At 55.5% G+C, this 20,284-nt stretch carries 18 protein-coding genes; 12 read left to right on the forward strand and 6 right to left on the reverse strand.

Translation table 11 applies throughout. From position 1 onward, the window contains the following. Positions 1 to 30: 30 nt before the first annotated feature. Positions 31 to 918, reverse strand: coding sequence for a methylenetetrahydrofolate reductase (gene metF, locus PYR66_22450; protein WEF27985.1), 888 nt, complete (start codon positions 916 to 918; stop codon positions 31 to 33). 365 nt (positions 919 to 1,283) lie between these two features. On the opposite strand from metF, the gene PYR66_22455 reads away from it, so the two are divergent. Beyond that, positions 1,284 to 2,783, forward strand: coding sequence for a PTS transporter subunit EIIC (locus PYR66_22455; GenBank protein ID WEF27986.1), 1,500 nt, complete (start codon positions 1,284 to 1,286; stop codon positions 2,781 to 2,783). Positions 2,784 to 2,874: 91 nt separating this feature from the next. Beyond that, entirely contained in the window at positions 2,875 to 3,891 is a 1,017-nt protein-coding gene (gene malI / locus PYR66_22460) for a Mal regulon transcriptional regulator MalI (GenBank protein WEF27987.1), read from the forward strand. 44 nt (positions 3,892 to 3,935) lie between these two features. Here malI and PYR66_22465 read toward each other — a convergent pair whose 3' ends face one another. Together PYR66_22465 and metB are read right to left on the reverse strand one after the other, a co-directional pair. Further along, positions 3,936 to 6,368 (reverse strand): bifunctional aspartate kinase/homoserine dehydrogenase II, encoded by a 2,433-nt coding sequence (locus PYR66_22465; GenBank protein ID WEF27988.1) that lies wholly within the window; start codon positions 6,366 to 6,368, stop codon positions 3,936 to 3,938. Positions 6,369 to 6,370: 2 nt separating this feature from the next. Further along, on the reverse strand, positions 6,371 to 7,531 hold the full coding sequence (gene metB, locus PYR66_22470) for a cystathionine gamma-synthase (GenBank protein WEF27989.1): 1,161 nt from the start codon (positions 7,529 to 7,531) through the stop codon (positions 6,371 to 6,373). A 264-nt stretch (positions 7,532 to 7,795) separates the two neighbouring features. Between metB and metJ the strand changes: the two genes are divergently transcribed. From metJ to PYR66_22485, 3 genes are all read left to right on the forward strand, one after another. Continuing rightward, a complete protein-coding gene (metJ, locus tag PYR66_22475; GenBank protein ID WEF27990.1) occupies positions 7,796 to 8,113 on the forward strand; it encodes a met regulon transcriptional regulator MetJ in 318 nt (105 codons plus the stop codon). 90 nt (positions 8,114 to 8,203) lie between these two features. Next, positions 8,204 to 8,785, forward strand: a complete 582-nt coding sequence (locus tag PYR66_22480; GenBank protein WEF30528.1) for a YiiX family permuted papain-like enzyme — start codon at positions 8,204 to 8,206, stop codon at positions 8,783 to 8,785. 89 nt (positions 8,786 to 8,874) lie between these two features. Beyond that, a complete protein-coding gene (locus tag PYR66_22485) occupies positions 8,875 to 9,594 on the forward strand; it encodes a DUF3053 family protein (GenBank protein WEF27991.1) in 720 nt (239 codons plus the stop codon). 45 nt (positions 9,595 to 9,639) lie between these two features. Here PYR66_22485 and rpmE read toward each other — a convergent pair whose 3' ends face one another. Beyond that, positions 9,640 to 9,852, reverse strand: coding sequence for a 50S ribosomal protein L31 (rpmE, locus tag PYR66_22490; protein ID WEF27992.1), 213 nt, complete (start codon positions 9,850 to 9,852; stop codon positions 9,640 to 9,642). Positions 9,853 to 10,121: 269 nt separating this feature from the next. On the opposite strand from rpmE, the gene priA reads away from it, so the two are divergent. The 7 genes from priA (at position 10,122) to rraA (ending at position 18,097) form a co-directional block, all read left to right on the forward strand. Further along, a complete protein-coding gene (gene priA / locus PYR66_22495) occupies positions 10,122 to 12,317 on the forward strand; it encodes a primosomal protein N' (protein ID WEF27993.1) in 2,196 nt (731 codons plus the stop codon). Positions 12,318 to 12,467: 150 nt separating this feature from the next. Further along, positions 12,468 to 13,496: a DNA-binding transcriptional regulator CytR gene (cytR, locus tag PYR66_22500; GenBank protein WEF27994.1), complete on the forward strand. Its 1,029-nt coding sequence runs from the start codon at positions 12,468 to 12,470 to the stop codon at positions 13,494 to 13,496. A 93-nt stretch (positions 13,497 to 13,589) separates the two neighbouring features. Continuing rightward, positions 13,590 to 14,558 carry a cell division protein FtsN gene (gene ftsN / locus PYR66_22505; protein WEF27995.1) on the forward strand — a complete coding sequence of 323 codons (969 nt, stop codon included), beginning with the start codon at positions 13,590 to 13,592 and terminating at the stop codon, positions 14,556 to 14,558. 92 nt (positions 14,559 to 14,650) lie between these two features. Beyond that, on the forward strand, positions 14,651 to 15,181 hold the full coding sequence (gene hslV / locus PYR66_22510) for an ATP-dependent protease subunit HslV (GenBank protein WEF27996.1): 531 nt from the start codon (positions 14,651 to 14,653) through the stop codon (positions 15,179 to 15,181). A gap of 9 nt (positions 15,182 to 15,190) precedes the next feature. Continuing rightward, the gene (hslU, locus tag PYR66_22515) at positions 15,191 to 16,525 is read left to right on the forward strand and encodes an HslU--HslV peptidase ATPase subunit (GenBank protein ID WEF27997.1); all 1,335 of its coding nucleotides are present in this window, start codon (positions 15,191 to 15,193) and stop codon (positions 16,523 to 16,525) included. 67 nt (positions 16,526 to 16,592) lie between these two features. Then, complete coding sequence (menA, locus tag PYR66_22520) at positions 16,593 to 17,519, forward strand: 1,4-dihydroxy-2-naphthoate polyprenyltransferase (protein ID WEF30529.1); 927 nt, start codon at positions 16,593 to 16,595, stop codon at positions 17,517 to 17,519. A gap of 92 nt (positions 17,520 to 17,611) precedes the next feature. Beyond that, complete coding sequence (rraA, locus tag PYR66_22525) at positions 17,612 to 18,097, forward strand: ribonuclease E activity regulator RraA (GenBank protein WEF27998.1); 486 nt, start codon at positions 17,612 to 17,614, stop codon at positions 18,095 to 18,097. Positions 18,098 to 18,164: 67 nt separating this feature from the next. Here the strand turns inward: rraA and pfkA are convergent, their stop codons facing one another. Together pfkA and fieF are read right to left on the reverse strand one after the other, a co-directional pair. Further along, on the reverse strand, positions 18,165 to 19,127 hold the full coding sequence (pfkA, locus tag PYR66_22530; GenBank protein ID WEF27999.1) for a 6-phosphofructokinase: 963 nt from the start codon (positions 19,125 to 19,127) through the stop codon (positions 18,165 to 18,167). A 203-nt stretch (positions 19,128 to 19,330) separates the two neighbouring features. After that, positions 19,331 to 20,227 (reverse strand): CDF family cation-efflux transporter FieF, encoded by an 897-nt coding sequence (gene fieF / locus PYR66_22535; GenBank protein WEF28000.1) that lies wholly within the window; start codon positions 20,225 to 20,227, stop codon positions 19,331 to 19,333. Positions 20,228 to 20,284: the final 57 nt, after the last annotated feature.

Below are 20,284 nucleotides of genomic sequence, written 5' to 3' on the forward strand. Positions count from 1 at the left end.
AAAGGATGAAAGATGAGGTAAAGCAGGTGGTTACGCCGGGCGCACGCCCAGAGTGTGGCAAATGGCGTAGCTCATTTCGGCGCGATTCAGGGTGTAGAAATGGAAGTCTTTCACCCCTTCACGGCTTAAAATTTTCACCATGTCCATGGCGATATTCGCCCCCACCAGCTGGCGGGTTTCAGCGTCGTTATCCAGCCCTTCGAACATTTTCGACATCCAGGTTGGGATGCGGACGTTAGTCATATCGGCAAATTTCTTCGCCTGCTTGAAGTTGGAAACCGGCAGGATGCCCGGGATGATTTCCACGTCGATACCGGCGGAAACGCAGCGGTCACGGAAACGCAGGTAGCTCTCCACGTCAAAGAAGAACTGGGTGATCGCGCGGTTAGCGCCAGCGTCCACTTTACGCTTCAGGTTCAACAGATCCGCCTGCGCGCTTTTGGCTTCCGGATGCACTTCCGGGTAGGCGGCGACGGAGATATCAAAATCACCCACCTCTTTGAGCAACGTCACCAGATCGGCAGCATACATATCCGGCTTGCCGCTACCCGGAGGCAAGTCGCCGCGCAGCGCAACGATATGGCGGATACCGTTATTCCAGTAATCCTGAGCAATCGCGCACAGCTCATCACGGCTGGCATCGATACAGGTCAGATGCGGCGCGGCTTCCAGGCCAGTACGGTCTTTAATGCCCTTGATAATGCTATGGGTGCGGTCGCGCTCGCCCGAGTTAGCGCCGTAGGTCACCGAGACGAACTTCGGCTTCAGACTACTTAAGCGATCGATGGACTTCCACAGGGTTTGCTCCATTTCACTGGTGCGCGGCGGAAAGAATTCGAAGGACACATTAATCTGGCCCTGGATTTCCGCCAGGCTCTGATTCAGGGCTTCCCGCTGATTGGCGTGAAAAAAGCTCATACCTTACCTCATCAATCGCTTTATATTTGTTTGTCGTGTTGCGAACTTCTATACGTTTAGACGTCCAGATGTAAAAATGACGGAAAAGCGCGTGGGCGTCAATAGAAAAATCGGCGTAAAGAGTGAGGAATTTTCAGTCAAAGTGAAAAAAGTTCATCTGACGGCAAGCCTGGCGCGCCCTGGCGATATTTTCGGATTTTGTAGCCCACAGAATTTGAAGTAGTTCAAAAAATCACACATCCCTGTCGCTGCTAAAGCGATTGCTATTGCAGCGATTCATACCTTGATCCACAGTAAGTAGAACGTTCTAGTAGAACGTTCTACTTACTAAAACATCGCAAATAAATCTACTCGGGGAAATCAGCATGAGTCTGTGGTCAGGGTTCATAAAATCATTATCAAAACTGTCGATGATCGGCCGCGCCTTGATGCTGCCGATTTCGCTTCTCCCGGCGGCGGGCTTACTGTTGGCTTTCGGGGATAAATTCCATTTACCGCTGATGATGAATGCCGGCGGTATTATCTTTGACAACCTGCCGATGCTCTTCGCTATCGGCTCCGCGGTCGGCCTGGCGTCCGAATCAGGTATTGCCGCGCTATCGGCGGCGGTTTCCGTTTTCGTCACCAACATTACCATCGGTACCGTCCTCGGCATCACGCCGGAAATGGCCGCTCAGGGCGGGAAATACGCGATGGTGGTCGGTATCCCGACGCTGCAGATGGGGGTGTTCGGCGGACTGATCTGCGGCATTCTCGCCGCCTGGTGCTACAACCGTTTCCACGCGATGCAGTTGCCGGAATTCCTCGGATTCTTCTCCGGCAAGCGCTTTGTCGCCATCGCGGCGGCGTTCCTGTCGTTCATCCTCGGGCTGCTGCTGCCTTACGTCTGGCAGCATATCCAGGCCGGTATCGACTCTCTGTCGATGGTGATAAATGGCGACAACCAGGCGGCTTCTACCTTTATCTTCGGCCTCGTTGAACGCGCGCTGATCCCGCTCGGCCTGCACCACATTTGGTATCCATCCTTCTGGTATTCCTTCGGCGACTACACCACCCAGGCAGGCCAGATGATCCACGGCGACCAGACCATCTGGTTCAAAATGCTGGAAGAAGGGGTAAAATCCTTTAGCACCGACAGCTACCAAAACGCCGGTAAATTTATGCAGGGCGAATTCCCGCTGATGCTATTCGCACTGCCGGCCGCCTGTCTGGCGATGTATCACGAAGCGCATACTAAAAATAAGAAAATCGCCGCCGGTATTCTGTTCTCCGCCGCGCTGACCTGCTTCCTGACCGGCATCACCGAGCCCGTAGAGTTCACCTTTATCTTCGTGGCGCCGATTCTGTACGTCTTCAACGCCATTATGGCCGGTCTCTCCTACATGGCGATGTACCTGCTGCATGCGCATATCGCCAAGTCGTTCTCCGCCGGACTGATCGACTATATCTCCTTCGGTATTCTGCCTTCGCTGAACGGTTATCAGACCAACTTCCTCAGCGCGGTGATTGTTGGCGTGCCGATGGCGCTGATTTATTATTTCACCTTCCGTTTCGTGATTCGCCGCTTCGATGTGAAAACACCGGGCCGTACCGATATCACCGTGACCGCTGATGATAAAACCGATGCCGAGTTGGCGACGGAAATCGTCACTCTGCTCGGCGGTTCGCAGAATATCGACTCCGTTGGCGCCTGTATCACCCGTCTGCGTCTGGAAGTCTCCGAGCGTGATGCCGTGGATAAAGACGGCCTCAACGGCATCGGCGCGCGCGGCGTGGTCTTCGTCGGCGATAACGGCATCCAGATTATTTTCGGCGCCAGAGCGCAATTTATCGCCCAAACTATGTCGGGGATGATTGGCAAATAACAAGAAGATGTTATGGTGTGGAAGATCGCTTGCCTCAGGTCAGCGATCTTCTGCTATCTGACTGTCATACAAGTGTTTTCATGGAGTGATTTTGAAGAAAGTCAGCATTATCGATGTGGCGAAACTGGCCGGCGTCTCCGTTTCTACGGTCTCGTTGGTATTACGTCAGAAAGGGAAAATCTCCGACGCCACCATCGAAAAAGTGAATGCTGCCATCCAGGAACTCGGCTATGTGCATAACGTCGCCGCAGCCAACCTTCGCGCCAACACGACTAATCTGATCGGCTTGATTCTTCGCGATTTCAACGACAGTTTTTCCATCAAAGTCATGGCCAACATCGTGCAGGAACTGGAGAAACAGGGCTACATGGTGTTTCTCTGTCAGCCGCTCAACGATAGCGATTATCTGGAACGCTGCCTGCTGTCGTTTAAACAACAAGGCGTCGCCGGAGTGATTTACCTCGATGCCGATACCACCTGCAATACCCTGCCTGAAGCGCTGCTGCAGTGTCCGTTGCCGCTGGTGGCGGTCTCGCAAACGCCGTTAGTCAGCCATCGCGATAGGGTGATCCGCGACAACCGCCAGGCCGCCAGCATTGCTGCGCGTTATTTGATCGAACGCGGCCATCGCTATATTGCCTATATCGGCGGTCAGGAAAACGATCTGATTCGCCAGCAGCGGTTGCTCGGTTTTTACAGCACGCTGGAGAAAAACGGCATGACGGTGCGAGAAGAGTTTGCGCCAGCCTGTAGCGATAATACCCAGGCCGTCAGTATCGCCACCCGTCAGCTACTGGAAAAGAACAATGCCATTACCGCGCTGCTCTGCCATTCGCCGGATGCGATGATTGGCTGCCTCAACGGTATTCATCAGGTAGGACGAACGGTGGGGAAAGACGTCTTTCTCACCCAACAGGTCGCGCTGGTGGGCTTTGAAGATATGATGCACGTGAATTTGACCTCGCCGTCCTTCACCTACGTCTCTTCCGCCAGCGAAGAGACCGGCCGCCAGGCCGCCTCGTTAATTATTCGCAAGATTAAAGAGCCCGCGCTGCCAACGCAGCACATCACGCTCTCCGGGCAGCTTATCGCCCGCGAATCCGCTTAACGAAACCGGCCCACCGGGAAGATCCAGCGGGCCGCTCAACGTCATTACAACAGCTGCGCCAGACGATTGATGTCGGACTGAATCGCCCCGGCGGTAACATCGCGGCCAGCGCCCGGCCCGCGGATCACCATCGGGTTATCGCGATACCAACGGCTCTCAATGGCAAAGACGTTATCGCACGGCAGCAATGCCGCCAGCGGATGTTCCTGACGAACGGCTTCGACACCGACGCGCGCCTTGCCGTTGGCATCGAAACGCGCCACGTAGCGCAGTACCAGTCCCATCTCGCGAGCCGCTTCCAGACGCTGCAGCATCTGTTCATTCAGCTCTTCGCCGTTCTCAAAGAAGTGATCGACCGAGCCTTCTTCACAATGCGTCGGAACCAGCGATTCCACGCGCACCTGATCCGGCTCGATGTTGTATCCGGCTTCACGCGCCAGAATCACCAGCTTGCGCATCACGTCTTTACCCGCCAGGTCAACGCGCGGGTCCGGCTCCGTCAGCCCCTGCTGCCAGGCTTGATCCACCAGCTCGGTGAACGGCACGGTACCGTCGAACTGCAGGAACAGCCAGGAAAGCGTGCCGGAGAAAATACCACTCAGGCCAAGGATAGTATCGCCGCTGTCAATCAGATCGCGCACCGTGTGGTTGACCGGCAAACCGGCGCCGACGGTGGCGTTATACAGCCAGTGACGGCCGGTCTTCTCGAAGGCGTCGTGGATCTGGCGATACTTATCGCTGCTGCTGGCGCCTGCCAGCTTGTTAGCGCTGATCACATGGAAACCGTGGCTGGCGAAATCCAGATACTGATCGGCCAGTTGTTCGCTGGCGGTCACGTCCAGCACCACTAAATCGTCGTACGGGTGCGCGCGCATCCACAGGAACAGCGATTCTTCATCCTGCTCAACGGCTTCATCTTCGAAGAACGCCAGCGCGCGGCTGGCATCCAGGCCCTCATAGTTCAGCAAGCTGCGGCGGCTATCCACCACCCCGGCGAGCAGGAATTCAAAGCCGGTGCGGGCGGAAAGCGTGCTCTGCTCGCGGGCGAACAGCTCCAGCCAGCGGGAACCGATATTGCCTTTGCCGAACAGCACCAGGCCAATACGCTTCTCAGCACGGAAAACGGAATGGTGTAGCCCCTGAATCAGGCTTTCGGTAGGACCGGCTCGCAGCACCGCCACCAGGCTGATCCCCTCTTCCGACTGCCAGGTAAACTCAACCGGCTGTCCTTTCAGTTGCTGCCAGAAACGGTGGCAGTGCAGTGGATTGCGGGTCACACCCGCACCGACCATCGCGACCAGCGCCAGCTTCTGCCGCAGGCGCAGTTCGCCCGGCAAACCGGCTTCATCCAGCAGCTTCAGCGCGCTGTCGGCCACTTCGGAGGTATAGCAGAACTGCAGCAGCTTACGGTCGGCATGCACGCCCACCGCCAGCGGACGCAGTTGGGCACGTTTGAAAATCTGATCCAGTTCTTTGTGCGCCAGTTTGAAATCCTGGCCTGCCGGCACCTGGAATTCCACCAGGCAGACGTCATCGTGACTGGTGACGATGCGCGCGCCGGTACCAGAAGCCAGTACGCGCTCAATGCGCGTCGAACCCTGATCCGGGGTGTAGCTACAGCGCAGCTGTAAATCGATATCGCTACCGGAAACCGGCTGCAGCGTACGCGCGTGCAGCACCGGTGCCGCCAGACGCGCCAGCTCACTGGCTTCATCAAGGCGCAACAGCGGCAGCAGGCACGCATCTTTCACTTTGCGCGGGTCGGCGCTATAGACCCCGGCCACGTCGCTCCAGATGGTCACGCGAGAAGCGCCTGCCAGCGCGCCAATTTGGGTCGCGGAGTAATCAGAACCGTTACGCCCCAGCAGCACGGTTTCACCCGCATTGTTGCGGGCTATAAAGCCGGTCACCACCAGGCGTTTGTTCGGGTGCTGAGCCATCAGTTGCTGTAGCAGCGGATACGATAAACCTTCATCGACCTGCGGCTGCGCGGCGCGTTCCGCGCGCAGGAAAGCGCGTGCATCCAGCCAGGCGGCTTCAACGCCCAGATGGTTCAGTACCGCCGCCATCAGACGCGCGGACCAGACTTCGCCATGACCAACGACTTCGGCATACACCGCGTCGGTGACGCCGCCGTCCAGCAGACCCGCCAGACGTTCAAGATCGTGAATAAATGTCGCAATAAGCGCATCAGCCGCGTCGGCTGGCAGCAGGCCAGCGATCAGATCCATTTGATAGCGACGCAGCGCTTGTTGCACCTGATGCGCAGAAAGACGATCGGTCTGGCTCAGCTGTAGCCAGCTAATCAGCTGGTTGGTGGTGCTACCGGCGGCGGAGACGACCATCATATCGCCTGCCTGTGCGTAGTCGGTCATGATCCCCGCGACGCGCAGGTAACATTTCGCATCCGCTAAACTACTCCCACCAAATTTGTGCAGCTGACGACCTTTCGCCCCTGCCTGCGCAATCACACTCATCTTTATTCCTCGTTTGCTGCCCGGAAGCCATTTTCCAGGTCGGCAATTAAATCTTCACCATCTTCAATACCGGTCGAAATACGCAGGAGCGTTTCCGAGATCCCCGCCGCCGCACGCGCTTCCGGCGCCATGCCCGCGTGCGTCATCGTCGCCGCATGGGAAATCAGGCTCTCAACGCCACCCAGCGATTCCGCCAGCGTAAATAGCGATAAACCGCTCAAGAAGCGACGCAGCGTCTGCTCATCGCCATCGAGCTCGAAGCTTAGCATCGCCCCAAAACCTTTTTGCTGACGCGCCGCAATCTCGTGTCCCTGATTTTCCGGCAGGGACGGATGATACAGCTTTTTCACCAGCGGCTGGGTTTTCAGATAGTCGACTATCGCCTGTGCGTTGCGCTGCGCCACTTCCATTCGCGGAGAAAGGGTACGCAAGCCGCGCAATAACAGATAGCTATCAAACGCCCCGCCGGTCACGCCGATATTATTCGCCCACCATGCCAGTTCAGTGACAGTCGCCGGATCTTTGGCGATAACCACCCCAGCCACCACATCAGAGTGGCCGTTCAGGTATTTAGTACACGAATGCAGCACCAGATCGGCGCCGAGCGCCAGCGGGTTTTGCAGCGCCGGGCTCAGGAAGGTGTTATCCACCACGCTCACCGCTCCCGCCTCGCGCGCCAGCCCGCAGATTTTCGCAATATCCACCACCCGCAGCAACGGATTGCTCGGGCTTTCGACCAGCACCAGCTTCGGTTGTTCCGCCAGCGCTTCCCGTAATGCCTGTTCATCGCTTTGATCGACGAAACGCACACGATAGCAGCCGCGTTTCGCCAGGCTGTCAAACAGACGATAGCTGCCGCCGTAGCAGTCGTGCGGCGCAACCAGCAAATCGCCTGGCTTCAGGAACACCGTGGTCACCAGCAGGATAGCCGACATTCCGGTATTGGTCAGCACCGCGCCCGCGCCGCCTTCCAGTTCCGCCAGCGCGCGCTGCACCACATCGCGGGTTGGGTTACCGCGACGGGAGTAATCGTGGGCGCGAGGTTCATTGAAACCGGTGAAATTATAGGTGCTGGAGAGATGAATGGGCGGGACAACGCAACCGTACTGTTCGTCGTCATTTAAACCGCTACGCACTGCGATGGTGGCCTGTTTACGCGTCATGTTGGACAGTTCCTGGGCTGAATCGGTGAGAAGTCAAGCCTCAGAGTAATCATTGTCACAATAGACGTCAATACATCTGGACATCTAAACTTCTTTGCGTATAGATTGAGCAAAAAGCAAATAGCCGTTAAAATTATATGCATTAGCGCACGTCGGCAGCGGCTTATCTCATGTCAGAAAGCGCGCTCATACGGTAAACTACGCGTCATTATGGCCGGACATATGTTCTGGCCCTTAACTAATAAACAGAGGATTAAGTATCTCATGGCTGAATGGAGCGGCGAATATATCAGCCCATACGCTGAGCACGGTAAGAAGAGTGAGCAAGTAAAAAAAATTACGGTTTCCATTCCTCTGAAGGTGTTAAAGATCCTCACCGATGAACGCACGCGTCGTCAGGTGAACAACCTGCGTCACGCCACAAATAGCGAACTGCTGTGCGAGGCCTTCCTGCATGCCTTTACCGGTCAACCGTTACCTAACGATGAAGACCTGCGTAAAGAGCGCAGCGATGAAATCCCGGAAGCGGCGAAAGAGATTATGCGTGAACTGGGTATCGACCCGGATACGTGGGAGTACTGATACGCAGACGGCGGTTCATTCGGGATGTAGGGCCGCCTCTTCAATTTTAGCAAGGACGTTGACGTGAAAAAGTCTCTCCTGATTTTCGGGATGGTGTTTTTTCATCCCGCATTCGCCTATGAACCACAAACCGGCGATATTATCTTTCAAATCTCCCGCTCCTCACAGAGCAAAGCTATCCAGCTTGCAACACATTCAGACTACAGCCACATCGGCATGGTGGTAATACGTAATCAGCAACCATATGTTTTCGAGGCGGTCGGCCCGGTAAAACACACCCCGCTGAAAAAATTTATCGCCCACGGCGAGGATGGTAAATATATTATTCGCCGAATTAGCGGCGGGCTATCGACCCAGCAACAGCAAAAGCTAATACAAACAGCCAAAAACTATCTTGGCAAACCTTATGATTTTACCTTCAGTTGGTCTGATGACAGACAATATTGTTCAGAGGTGGTATGGAAGGTATATAACAATGCCCTGGGTATGCAGATAGGTAAGCGACAAAAACTCAAAGAGTTCGATCTCCAACAACCTGCGGTACAAGCAAAACTTAAAGAACGCTATGGGAGTAAAATACCGCTGAATGAGACGGTTATTTCGCCGCAAGCCATGTTCGACGCCCCACAATTAGAGACGGTTGATAAGACCTGGCCAATATTTTCCTGGTAATATCCAGACCTTATTTGTATTAGAAACTATTTATAATTCTGACATATTCGTACGTAATTATTTATCAAACCAATTAATGGCAACTTATCATGCACAATGCTAAATATATTTCCCGTTTATTGATAATTTTAATAGCTAGTTTACTGCTTAGCGGTTGCGACACAAAAGATAGCCAGCAGTGCCAGACGTTTACGGAGCATCTACAGCAACATATTCTTAGCGTACCGTTAATGACGGCCCCTCCGTTAACCTCTCCGCAAGAGGAAGCATTTGGCCCTTATGCTAATAATTATAAGATATTATCTGACTACGGCATCGCATCTCAGCACTTAATGACAGGCTGGCCACAGCACTTTAACTTAATGAATAAAGTCTACACGGCACAGTTTTTGTTGGATTATCGAGAAGATCTTGCCGAGCTATTAGAAACACAGCAGGCGGCGGCTCTATTACTGAAAAAGCAGTTCGAACATTCACAAGAACAATATAAAAAATTAGAACTATCAGGCGAATTAGCAACAACATTCCAACAAGCTTTTGACAAAACCGTCGCCCACCCACACGAAATCATTTCGCGCGTTGTCACAACAACCGGGAAAATCCTTAACCAGGAAATTGAAATGGCGGACTTTATTAAAGCGCAAAATGCCAGAATTGAAGGGCCACAGGGTAAATATGCTATATTTCCCAATCCACATGATCAGCAAGAATACAGTAAGAAAGTCAAAGCACTGGTAGCCAACATGAAAGAATTATCGATGGCAGGACAACAGATTCAGGAGACGGTTGGGATTTCAGCTACTGAGTAGCAGACACAAAAAAAGCGCCCTGAGGCGCTTTTTTCGCTTGGCAACTTACTTGCTGCCCGGGATGCTGAAGCGCTTGTTGAAGCGGTCAACACGACCACCGGTAGCAACATCACGCTGTTTGCCGGTGTAGAACGGGTGGCACTTACCGCACACGTCGAGGTTCAGGTCGTGACCAACGGTGGAACGGATTTTCATGATATTACCGCAAGAACAGGTAGCAGTAATTTCTTCGTATTTTGGGTGAATACCTTTTTTCATGGGAGAACCTCAGTTAAGGCCGCGTCGCTCTTCCAGCCCTAACGCCAGACACCACGCGATATTAATAATTTCCCGACGTCCTTCGCACTGCTGATGCGCTTACGCATACCGACTGAGCGAACTTCCCGGGTTTTGGTATGTTTGATGCGGCATAAAGCGCACCAAAGGCGGCGAATCATACAGAATTTGACCAGCAGATGCAAACTGATCCGCGCCGTCTTTCGGTAATGTGTATACTATCCCGCCAGATTTCAAGTCAGGAAGATTCCATGCCCGTTGCTCACATCGCCCTGCCCGTTCCGCTGCCCCGCACCTTTGACTATGTATTGCCTGCCGGCATGTCAGTCAACGCGGGCTGTCGCGTGCGCGTGCCGTTCGGCAAACAGGAACGGATCGGTATCGTAGTGTCAGTCAGCGAGCGCAGCGAATTACCGCTTGCCGAGCTCAAACCGGTTGCCGAAGCGCTCGATGTTGAACCGGTGTTCTCCTCAACCGTCTGGCGAATGCTGCTGTGGGCGGCGGAGTACTACCATCATCCGATCGGCGATGTGCTGTTCCACGCACTGCCGATCATGCTGCGCCAGGGCAAACCGGCCAGCGCCGCGCCGCTGTGGTACTGGTTCGCCACCGAACAGGGGCAAGCGCTGGATATCAATAGTCTTAAACGCTCGCCGAAGCAACAGCAGGCACTGGCGGCGCTGCGTCAGGGCAAAATCTGGCGCCATCAGGTCGCGGACCTCGAATTCAATGACGCGGCGCTGCAGGCGCTGCGCGGCAAAGGGCTAGCCGAACTGGCCAGCGAAGCCCCGGCCATTAGCGATTGGCGGACCCACTTCGCCGTGCCCGGCGAACGACTGCGCCTGAATACCGAACAGGCTACCGCCGTTGGGGCGATCCACAGCGCCTCGGACCGCTTTTCCGCCTGGTTGCTGGCGGGGATCACTGGCTCCGGTAAAACCGAGGTCTATTTGAGCGTGCTGGAAAACGTACTGGCGCAGGGCCGCCAGGCGCTGGTGATGGTGCCGGAAATCGGCCTGACGCCGCAGACCATCGCCCGTTTCCGCCAACGCTTTAACGCGCCAGTAGAAGTCCTGCACTCGGGTCTTAACGACAGCGAGCGTCTCGCCTCATGGTTAAAGGCGAAAAATGGTGAGGCGGCGATCGTTATCGGTACCCGCTCGTCGCTGTTTACACCGTTTAAGGATCTGGGCGTGATCGTCATCGACGAAGAGCACGACAGTTCCTATAAACAGCAGGAAGGCTGGCGCTATCACGCCCGCGATCTGGCGGTATGGCGCGCCCACAGTGAACAGATTCCGATTATCCTCGGCTCGGCGACCCCGGCGCTGGAAACGCTCTACAATGTGCGCCAGCGAAAGTATCGTGAACTGAAGCTGACCAAACGCGCGGGCAACGCGCGCCCGGCTCAGCAACACGTACTGGATTTAAAAGGCCAACAGCTACAGGCAGGGCTATCGCCAGCGCTGATTAACCGCATGCGCCAACACCTGCAGGCCGATAACCAGGTGATCCTGTTTTTAAACCGCCGCGGTTTCGCCCCGGCGCTGCTGTGTCACGACTGCGGGTGGATCGCCGAATGCCCGCGCTGTGATAGCTACTACACCCTGCATCAGGCGCAGCATCATCTGCGCTGTCACCACTGCGACAGCCAGCGGCCGATCCCGCGTCAGTGTCCTTCCTGCGGCTCAACGCATCTGGTGCCCGTCGGCCTCGGCACCGAACAGCTGGAGCAAGCGCTGGCGCCGATGTTCCCTGACGTGCCGATTTCCCGTATCGACCGCGATACCACCAGCCGTAAAGGGGCGCTTGAGCAGTACCTTGCCGATGTTCATCGCGGCGGCGCGCGCATTCTGATTGGTACCCAAATGCTGGCCAAAGGCCACCATTTCCCGGACGTCACGCTGGTGTCGCTGTTGGATGTCGACGGCGCGCTGTTTTCCGCCGACTTCCGCTCGGCAGAGCGCTTCGCCCAGCTTTACACCCAGGTTTCCGGCCGCGCTGGCCGGGCGGGTAAGCAGGGCGAAGTGATCCTGCAAACCCATCACCCGGAACACCCTCTACTGCAGACGCTGCTCTATAAAGGCTACGATGCGTTTGCCGAGCAGGCGCTGGCGGAACGGCAAACCATGCAGCTACCGCCATGGACCAGCCACGTGCTGATCCGCGCGGAAGACCACAATAACCAGCAGGCGCCGCTGTTTTTACAACAACTGCGTAACCTGCTGCAGGCCAGCCCGATGGCCGACGATAAGCTGTGGGTGCTTGGCCCGGTACCGGCGCTGGCGCCGAAACGCGGTGGGCGCTGGCGTTGGCAAATTCTGCTGCAACATCCTTCGCGCGTGCGTCTGCAGCACATCGTCAGCGGTACGCTGGCATTGATAAACACCCTGCCGGAAGCACGCAAGGTGAAGTGGGTATTGGATGTCGATCCTATTGAAGGCTAAGCCTTCTCTTGCGAGGTGGATCGAAAAAATTCAACAACCGTCACGTTTTTCATGAAAATTCTGTAACTCACAGGCTGTACTATCTGTTAAAAATGTTGCAGATGCCAGAACGCAAGGGATGTGTCTGCGCAGTCAGCGAGGAGAAACCAGGTGAAGCCCAAAAAACAAATGGTTGCCGCCACGATGAAAGACGTCGCCCAAAAAGCAAACGTTTCAACGGCAACCGTATCCCGAGCGCTCATGAATCCCGACAAAGTGTCGCAAGCGACCCGCAGCCGGGTTGAGCAGGCAGCGCAGGAAGTCGGTTATTTGCCGCAGTCGCTCGGGCGCAACATGAAGCGTAATGAATCGCGGACGATCCTCGTGATCGTGCCGGATATTTGCGATCCCTTCTTCAGCGAGATTATCCGCGGCATCGAAGTGACCGCCGCCGCCGAAGGCTATCTTGTGCTGATCGGCGATTGCGCTCATCAGAACCAAAAAGAAAAAACCTTTATCGACCTTATCATCACCAAACAAATTGACGGTATGGTGCTGCTGAGCTCGCGGCTGCCATTCGACGCCAGCGTCGAAGAGCAGCGTAATTTGCCGCCGATGGTCATGTCGAACGAGTTCGCGCCGGAACTGGAACTCCCTACGGTCCATATCGATAATCTGACCGCCGCTTTCAACGCCGTTAATTATCTCCATGAACTGGGGCATCAGCGTATTGGCTGCATTGCTGGTCCGGAAGATATGCCGTTGTGTCATTACCGCCTGCAGGGCTACGTTCAGGCGCTGCGCCGTAGCGGCATTACCGTCGATCCGCACTACATCGCTCGCGGCAACTTTACCTTTGAAGCTGGCGCCAACGCGCTGGAGCAGTTGCTGGCGCAACCGGTGCCGCCGACCGCGGTCTTCTGCCATAGCGACGTCATGGCGCTGGGCGCCCTGTCGCTGGCGAAACGCCGCGGCCTGAAAGTACCGGAAGATCTCTCGATTATCGGCTTTGATAACATCTCATTGTCTGAATTTTGCGACCCGCCGTTGACGACCGTTTCACAGCCGCGTTTTGATATCGGCCGTGAAGGCATGTTGCTATTACTCGAGCAAATGCAGGGCCATAACGTGAACAGCGGCTCGCGTCTGCTCGATTGCGAACTGATTGTTCGCGGCAGTACGCAAAAAATCAGACGATAACCATCAGGCTTTCGGGCCTGCTCTTCTGGTCAAAGGCCCGCCGCTTAAGTAACATGGCGGACTGACGAACGAATATAAGACAGCGAAACGATAGTGGCACAACGAGATTATGTACGCCGCAGCCAACAGGCTCCTTCGCGGCGCAAAAAGAGCAGCCCCCGAAGCTCAAGGAACAAGCAAAGTAGCCTCCCGGCGATTTCACCGACTATGGTTGCAATCGCGGCGGCAGTGCTGGTGGCCTTTATTGGTGGTCTGTATTTCATTACCCATCACAAGAAAGAAGAAGCGGAAGCGCTGCAGAACCGCCAGGCGGCAGGCAACGGTCTTCCGCCAAAACCGGAAGAACGCTGGCGCTATATTAAAGAGCTGGAAAGCCGCCAGCCCGGCGTTCGCGCGCCTACCGAGCCGACCGCCGGTGGTGAAGTGATGAAACCCGAACAGCTTACCGACGAGCAGCGCCAGCTTCTGGCGCAGATGCAGGCGGATATGCGTCAGCAGCCTACACAGCTGACCGAGGTGCCATGGAACGAGCAAACGCCAGCGCAGCGCCAGCAGACGCTGCAGCGTCAACGTTTAGCGCAGCAGCAACAGCAAGCGCAACAACAGCAGTGGGCGCAGACTCAACAGCAGGCCGCACAGCAACAGCCGCGCGTCCAGCAGCCGAAGCCGGTGCAACAGCAGCAGCCGAAACCGACCGCGTCTAACCAGCAGCCGTATCAGGATCTGCTGCAAACGCCTACGCACAACGCCGCTGCGCAACCGAAAGCGCAGGCTGCCGCGCCGGTCGCCCGCGTCGAAGAGGCGCCGAAGGCCGCTGCCGCCGAGAAGAAAGACGATCGCAGTTGGATGGTGCAGTGTGGGTCCTTTAAAGGCGCAGAGCAGGCCGAAACCGTGCGCGCGCAGTTGGCCTTTGAAGGCTTTGCCTCTCATATCACGACCAACAATGGCTGGAACCGAGTCGTGATTGGGCCGCTGAAAGGCAAAGATAATGCCAACGATATGATCAACCGCCTCAAGATGGCCGGACACGCAAACTGCATTCGTCTCGCCGCCAGGGGTTGAAACCCCAAAAATCCCCCCCATTTATAATTGCATTCTGCCCCGCGTACAGCGCGGGGCCCCTATTCCGCTTTTTGCAACCAAGGGGTCTGCTCGTGACAACAATAGTTAGTGTTCGCCGTAACGGCCATGTCGTTATCGCCGGTGATGGCCAGGCCACGCTGGGCAACACCGTGATGAAAGGCAACGTGAAGAAAGTGCGTCGTCTGTACAACGACAAAGTGATCGCCGGTTTCGCTGGCGGCACCGCTGACGCCTTCACTCTGTTCGAGTTGTTCGAACGCAAGCTGGAGATGCACCAGGGTCACCTGGTGAAAGCCGCCGTTGAGCTGGCGAAAGACTGGCGTACCGACCGCATGCTGCGCAAGCTGGAAGCCTTGCTGGCCGTCGCGGACGAAAACGCATCGCTTATCATCACCGGTAACGGCGACGTCGTTCAGCCCGAAAATGATTTGATTGCGATTGGCTCCGGCGGGCCATATGCCCAGGCCGCCGCTCGCGCGCTGCTGGAAAACACCGAAATGGGCGCTCGCGACATCGCCGAGAAAGCGTTGGATATTGCAGGGGATATCTGCATCTATACCAACCACTTCCACACCATCGAAGAATTACCTTCTAAAGCGTAAGGATCTCCCATGTCTGAAATGACCCCACGCGAAATTGTCAGCGAACTGGACAAACATATTATCGGCCAGGACGCTGCCAAGCGTTCTGTTGCTATCGCCCTGCGTAACCGCTGGCGCCGTATGCAGCTCAATGAAGAGCTGCGTCATGAAGTCACGCCGAAAAACATTCTGATGATTGGCCCGACCGGCGTCGGTAAAACCGAAATCGCCCGTCGTCTGGCAAAGCTGGCCAACGCGCCATTCATCAAAGTTGAAGCGACCAAGTTCACCGAAGTGGGCTATGTTGGTAAAGAAGTGGACTCTATTATCCGCGATCTGACCGATGCGGCGATCAAAATGGTCCGCATGCAGTCCATCGATAAAAACCGCTATCGCGCCGAAGAAATGGCCGAAGAGCGTATTCTCGACGTGTTGATCCCACCGGCGAAAAACAACTGGGGCCAGGCTGAGCAGCCGCAGGAACCTTCCGCTGCGCGTCAGGCATTCCGCAAGAAACTGCGTGAAGGCCAACTCGACGATAAAGAGATCGAAATCGACCTCGCCGCGGCGCCGATGGGCGTTGAAATCATGTCCCCTCCGGGCATGGAAGAGATGACCAGCCAGCTGCAGTCCATGTTCCAGAACCTGGGCGGCCAGAAGCAAAAACCGCGTAAGCTGAAAATCAAAGACGCGATGAAGCTGCTGATCGAAGAAGAAGCGGCCAAGCTGGTTAACCCGGAAGAGCTGAAGCAGGAAGCCATCGACGCCGTCGAACAGCACGGTATCGTGTTTATCGACGAAATCGACAAAATCTGTAAGCGCGGCGGCAATTCCTCCGGCCCGGATGTGTCTCGTGAAGGCGTTCAGCGCGACCTGCTGCCGCTGGTGGAAGGCTGTACCGTTTCTACCAAGCACGGGATGGTGAAAACCGACCACATTCTGTTTATCGCCTCCGGCGCGTTCCAGGTAGCTAGCCCATCCGATCTGATCCCGGAACTGCAGGGCCGTCTGCCGATCCGCGTTGAGCTGAAAGCGCTGACCACTCACGATTTCGAACGCATTCTGACCGAGCCGAATGCCTCCATTACCGTCCAGTACAAAGCGCTGATGGCAACCGAAGGCGTGGACATCGAGTTCACCGAAGAAGGCATCAAGCGTATCGCTCAGGCGGCATGGCAGGTTAACGAGACTACCGAAAACATCGGCGCGCGCCGCCTGCACACCGTGCTGGAACGTCTGATCGAAGACATCTCCTATGATGCCAGCGAAATGAATGGCCAGACCGTCACCATCGACGGCGAATATGTCGGTAAGCACCTGGATGTTCTGGTGGCAGATGAAGATCTGAGCCGTTTTATCCTATAATCCGGTTCAATGTATTTTCATCACACACGATGGGGCTATGACGGCCCCATTTTTTTGGCTGAAAGAAATGACTGAACAACCGATATCTCGCACCCAGGCCTGGCTTGAAAGCCTGCGGCCCAAAACATTACCTCTGGCGTTCGCCGCTATTGTTGTCGGCACCACGCTGGCGTGGCAACAGGGCCATTTCGATCCGTTGGTCTCCGTCCTGGCGTTGATTACCGCCGGGTTGCTGCAAATTTTATCTAATCTCGCCAACGACTACGGCGACGCGGTCAAAGGCAGCGATAAGCCGGACCGTATCGGACCGCTGCGTGGGATGCAGAAAGGAGCCATCACCCAGGCGCAGATGAAACGCGCACTGATCGTGACGGTAGTGCTGATTTGTCTTTCGGGTCTGGCGCTGCTGTTCTCCGCCTGGCAGACCATGGCAGATTTCATCGGTTTTATGGTGCTCGGCGGACTGTCGATTATCGCCGCGATCACCTACACCGTCGGCACACGCCCTTACGGTTATATTGGCCTTGGCGATATCTCCGTACTGGTCTTCTTCGGTTGGCTAAGCGTGGTCGGCAGTTGGTATCTGCAGGCGCACAGCATAGAAGCGGTCATTTTCCTGCCCGCCACCGCCTGCGGCCTGCTGGCTGCCGCGGTGCTGAATGTCAATAACCTGCGCGATATCGACAGCGATCGCCTGAACGGCAAAAACACCCTCGCCGTCCGCCTGGGGCCGGTGAACGCCCGCCGCTACCATAGCGTGCTGCTGCTCGGCGCCCCGTTGTGTCTGGCGCTGTTCAACCTGATTGCGCTGCAAAGCCTGTGGGGCTGGCTGTTTATTCTCGCCATCCCGCTACTGGTGAAACAGGCGCGTTTTGTGATGCGCGAGCGCGAGCCGGTAGCGATGCGCCCGATGCTGGAACGGACAGTCAAAGCGGCGTTATTAACCAACCTGCTGTTTGTCATCGGAATTATTGCCAGTAAGCTGGCGGCATAACTGATAAATATCAATTAACAATTGATGATTTTGCAAACAATGCGCTTCGCGGGATATACTAAAAACTCTCGCAGCAACTGAACGTTAAGCCTATGAAATACGATACTTCCGAGCTTTGCGACATCTACCAGGAAGATGTCAATGTCGTGGAACCGCTGTTTTCCAACTTTGGAGGACGGTCGTCGTTTGGTGGACAGATCATTACGGTAAAATGTTTCGAGGATAACGGGTTGCTCTACGATCTGCTCGAGCAGAATGGCCGTGGTCATATTCTCCTTATCGACGGCGGCGGTTCCGTCCGACGTGCGTTAATTGACGCGGACCTGGCGCGTCTGGCCGTGCAAAACGAATGGGAAGGGTTAGTGGTCTATGGCGCGGTGCGCCAGGTTGACGATCTGGAAGAGCTGGATATCGGCATTCAGGCGTTGGCTGCTATCCCTGTGGGTGCGGCAGGCGAAGGGATCGGCGAAAGCGACGTCCGTGTCAATTTCGGCGGCGTCACCTTCTTCTCCGGCGACCATCTGTATGCCGATAATACCGGTATCATCCTCTCCGAGGATGCACTGGATATCGAGTAACGCTCCCGCTATGCACGAATAAAAAAGGCCTTCTCAATGAGAAGGCCTTTTTGTTATGCCGCGAAACTTAGTACAGTTTCTTCGCGCAGTCCATCCAGTCAGTCTTGAATGGACGCTTCATATTTTCGATCGCATCGATGATATCGTGGTGCACCAGTTTCTCGTTCTGGATACCGACGCAACGCCCGCCAAAGCCCTGCAGCAGTAGTTCAATCGCATAGGCGCCCATACGGGAAGCCAGGATACGGTCATAAGGAACCGGAGAGCCGCCGCGCTGAATGTGACCAAGAACGGTAGCGCGCGTTTCACGGCCCGTTTCTTTTTCAATGAAGCTAGCCAGTTCGTCAACGTCGCACATGTGCTCGGTGATCGCCACGATAGCGTGTTTTTTACCTTTCGCGATGCCGGCTTTGATTTCCGCCACCAGATCGTCACGGGTATAGTCCACTTCCGGCACCATGATGAACTCACAGCCGCCGGCAATTGCCGCCGCCAGGGTCAGGTCGCCGCAGTAACGCCCCATCACTTCAACCACGGAGATACGCTGGTGGGAAGAAGAGGTGTCGCGCAGACGGTCAATCGCTTCAACGACGGTGCTCAGCGCAGTGAAGAAACCGATGGTGTAGTCGGTACCTTTGATGTCGTTGTCGATGGTGCCCGGCAGACCGATACATGGGAAGCCCATTTCGGTCAGACGCATCGCACCCATATAGGAACCGTCGCCGCCGATAACGACCAGCGCGTCGAGGCCGCGTTTTTTCATGTTCTCAAGAGCGACGGCACGGATGTGCTCTTCACGGAATTCAGGGAAACGCGCGGAACCCAGGAAGGTGCCGCCACGGTTGATCATGTCGGACACGCTGTAACGGTCGAGCTGGACCATACGATCTTCATACAGGCCGAGGTAACCGTCATAGATTCCAAAAACTTCCAGACCTTCCGTTAATGCCGCGCGCACAACGCCGCGAATTGCTGCGTTCATGCCCGGCGCATCACCGCCACTTGTCAATACACCGATTTTCTTAATCATGACTACCTCTGAACTTAGGAAGCAAAAAATAATCCTGTTGCCTGAAGCGCTCCCTTACCAGGAGTGCACGACGATAATTGCAATAGTATATCAAACGCTTCTGGCTGAATTGATTCAGGTCAGACCAAATGGCGGTAATTTATACAAAAAATGTCTACCCGCCCCACATTTTTACATCGAGTTTACAGACTATAACCGAAAGCTCAAAAAACCCCCTGCCGTGCCGGAGGCACGACAGAACAAGGATCCTGATGGATAATCACATCCGACCCCGGGAAACGGCGCAAAATAGCCTGTTCCACCTGGTCGGCAATCACGTGCGCCTGCACCAGTGGAAGGTTATCTTCCATTTCCAAATGAATTTGAATAAAGCGAGTCGGCCCTGACTGTCGCGTTCGTAGATCGTGCGCGCCGCTGACGCCGGGCCAACTGGTCACGATACTGATTATGTCCTGACGTTCCTCATCCGGAAGCGCGCGGTCTAATAACGATTGAACCGCGTCGTAACCCATACGCAGCGCGCTATATAAAATATAGATGCCAATCCCTAATGCAAACAGCGCATCAGCACGATGCCAGCCGTACCAGGAGAGGCCGAGGGCGATAAGAATGGCGCCGTTCATCATAACATCAGACTGATAATGAAGCATATCTGCGCGTACGGCCTGACTCTGGGTTTTTCTGACCACCCAGCGCTGAAAGGTCACCAGCACTAGGGTGCTGAGCAACGCAATAAGCGTCACCACCATCCCGACGCCTGCCGCCTGCATCGGCTCAGGACGAACAAGATGCTGAATGCCGGTCAGGAACAGGAACAACGCCGAACCAGAGATAAACATACTCTGCGCCAGCGCCGCCAGCGATTCCGCTTTACCGTGGCCGAAAGTATGTTCTTCATCGGCAGGCTGCAGCGAGTAGCGCACGACTAGCAGGTTAGTCAGCGAGGCTGCAATGTCCACCAGTGAATCGACCAACGCCGCCAGAATACTCACCGATCCGGTGTACCACCACGCAAAAATTTTGATCAAAAGTAACACGGAGGCCATCGCCGTCGCGGCAATCGCCGCCCGACTCACCAACCGCCCATAAGATTGATTCATAAACGCTCCTTTTCCGGCGATCCGCTTAGTATAACCTGAACTGTTACTCTGAAGATG

The sequence above is a fragment of the Klebsiella aerogenes genome (assembly GCA_029027985.1).
Taxonomy (GTDB): domain Bacteria; phylum Pseudomonadota; class Gammaproteobacteria; order Enterobacterales; family Enterobacteriaceae; genus Klebsiella; species Klebsiella aerogenes_A.

What these genes read in the sequence shown, in the direction of transcription:
- metF (WEF27985.1), bottom strand. Translation starts at nt 918, where the DNA reads ATGAGCTTTTTTCACGCCAATCAGCGGGAAGCCCTGAATCAGAGCCTG.
- PYR66_22455 (WEF27986.1), top strand. Translation starts at nt 1,284, where the DNA reads ATGAGTCTGTGGTCAGGGTTCATAAAATCATTATCAAAACTGTCGATG.
- PYR66_22465 (WEF27988.1), bottom strand. Translation starts at nt 6,368, where the DNA reads ATGAGTGTGATTGCGCAGGCAGGGGCGAAAGGTCGTCAGCTGCACAAA.
- metB (WEF27989.1), bottom strand. Translation starts at nt 7,531, where the DNA reads ATGACGCGTAAACAGGCCACCATCGCAGTGCGTAGCGGTTTAAATGAC.
- metJ (WEF27990.1), top strand. Translation starts at nt 7,796, where the DNA reads ATGGCTGAATGGAGCGGCGAATATATCAGCCCATACGCTGAGCACGGT.
- PYR66_22480 (WEF30528.1), top strand. Translation starts at nt 8,204, where the DNA reads ATGGTGTTTTTTCATCCCGCATTCGCCTATGAACCACAAACCGGCGAT.
- PYR66_22485 (WEF27991.1), top strand. Translation starts at nt 8,875, where the DNA reads ATGCACAATGCTAAATATATTTCCCGTTTATTGATAATTTTAATAGCT.
- rpmE (WEF27992.1), bottom strand. Translation starts at nt 9,852, where the DNA reads ATGAAAAAAGGTATTCACCCAAAATACGAAGAAATTACTGCTACCTGT.
- priA (WEF27993.1), top strand. Translation starts at nt 10,122, where the DNA reads ATGCCCGTTGCTCACATCGCCCTGCCCGTTCCGCTGCCCCGCACCTTT.
- hslU (WEF27997.1), top strand. Translation starts at nt 15,191, where the DNA reads ATGTCTGAAATGACCCCACGCGAAATTGTCAGCGAACTGGACAAACAT.
- menA (WEF30529.1), top strand. Translation starts at nt 16,593, where the DNA reads ATGACTGAACAACCGATATCTCGCACCCAGGCCTGGCTTGAAAGCCTG.
- rraA (WEF27998.1), top strand. Translation starts at nt 17,612, where the DNA reads ATGAAATACGATACTTCCGAGCTTTGCGACATCTACCAGGAAGATGTC.
- pfkA (WEF27999.1), bottom strand. Translation starts at nt 19,127, where the DNA reads ATGATTAAGAAAATCGGTGTATTGACAAGTGGCGGTGATGCGCCGGGC.
- fieF (WEF28000.1), bottom strand. Translation starts at nt 20,227, where the DNA reads ATGAATCAATCTTATGGGCGGTTGGTGAGTCGGGCGGCGATTGCCGCG.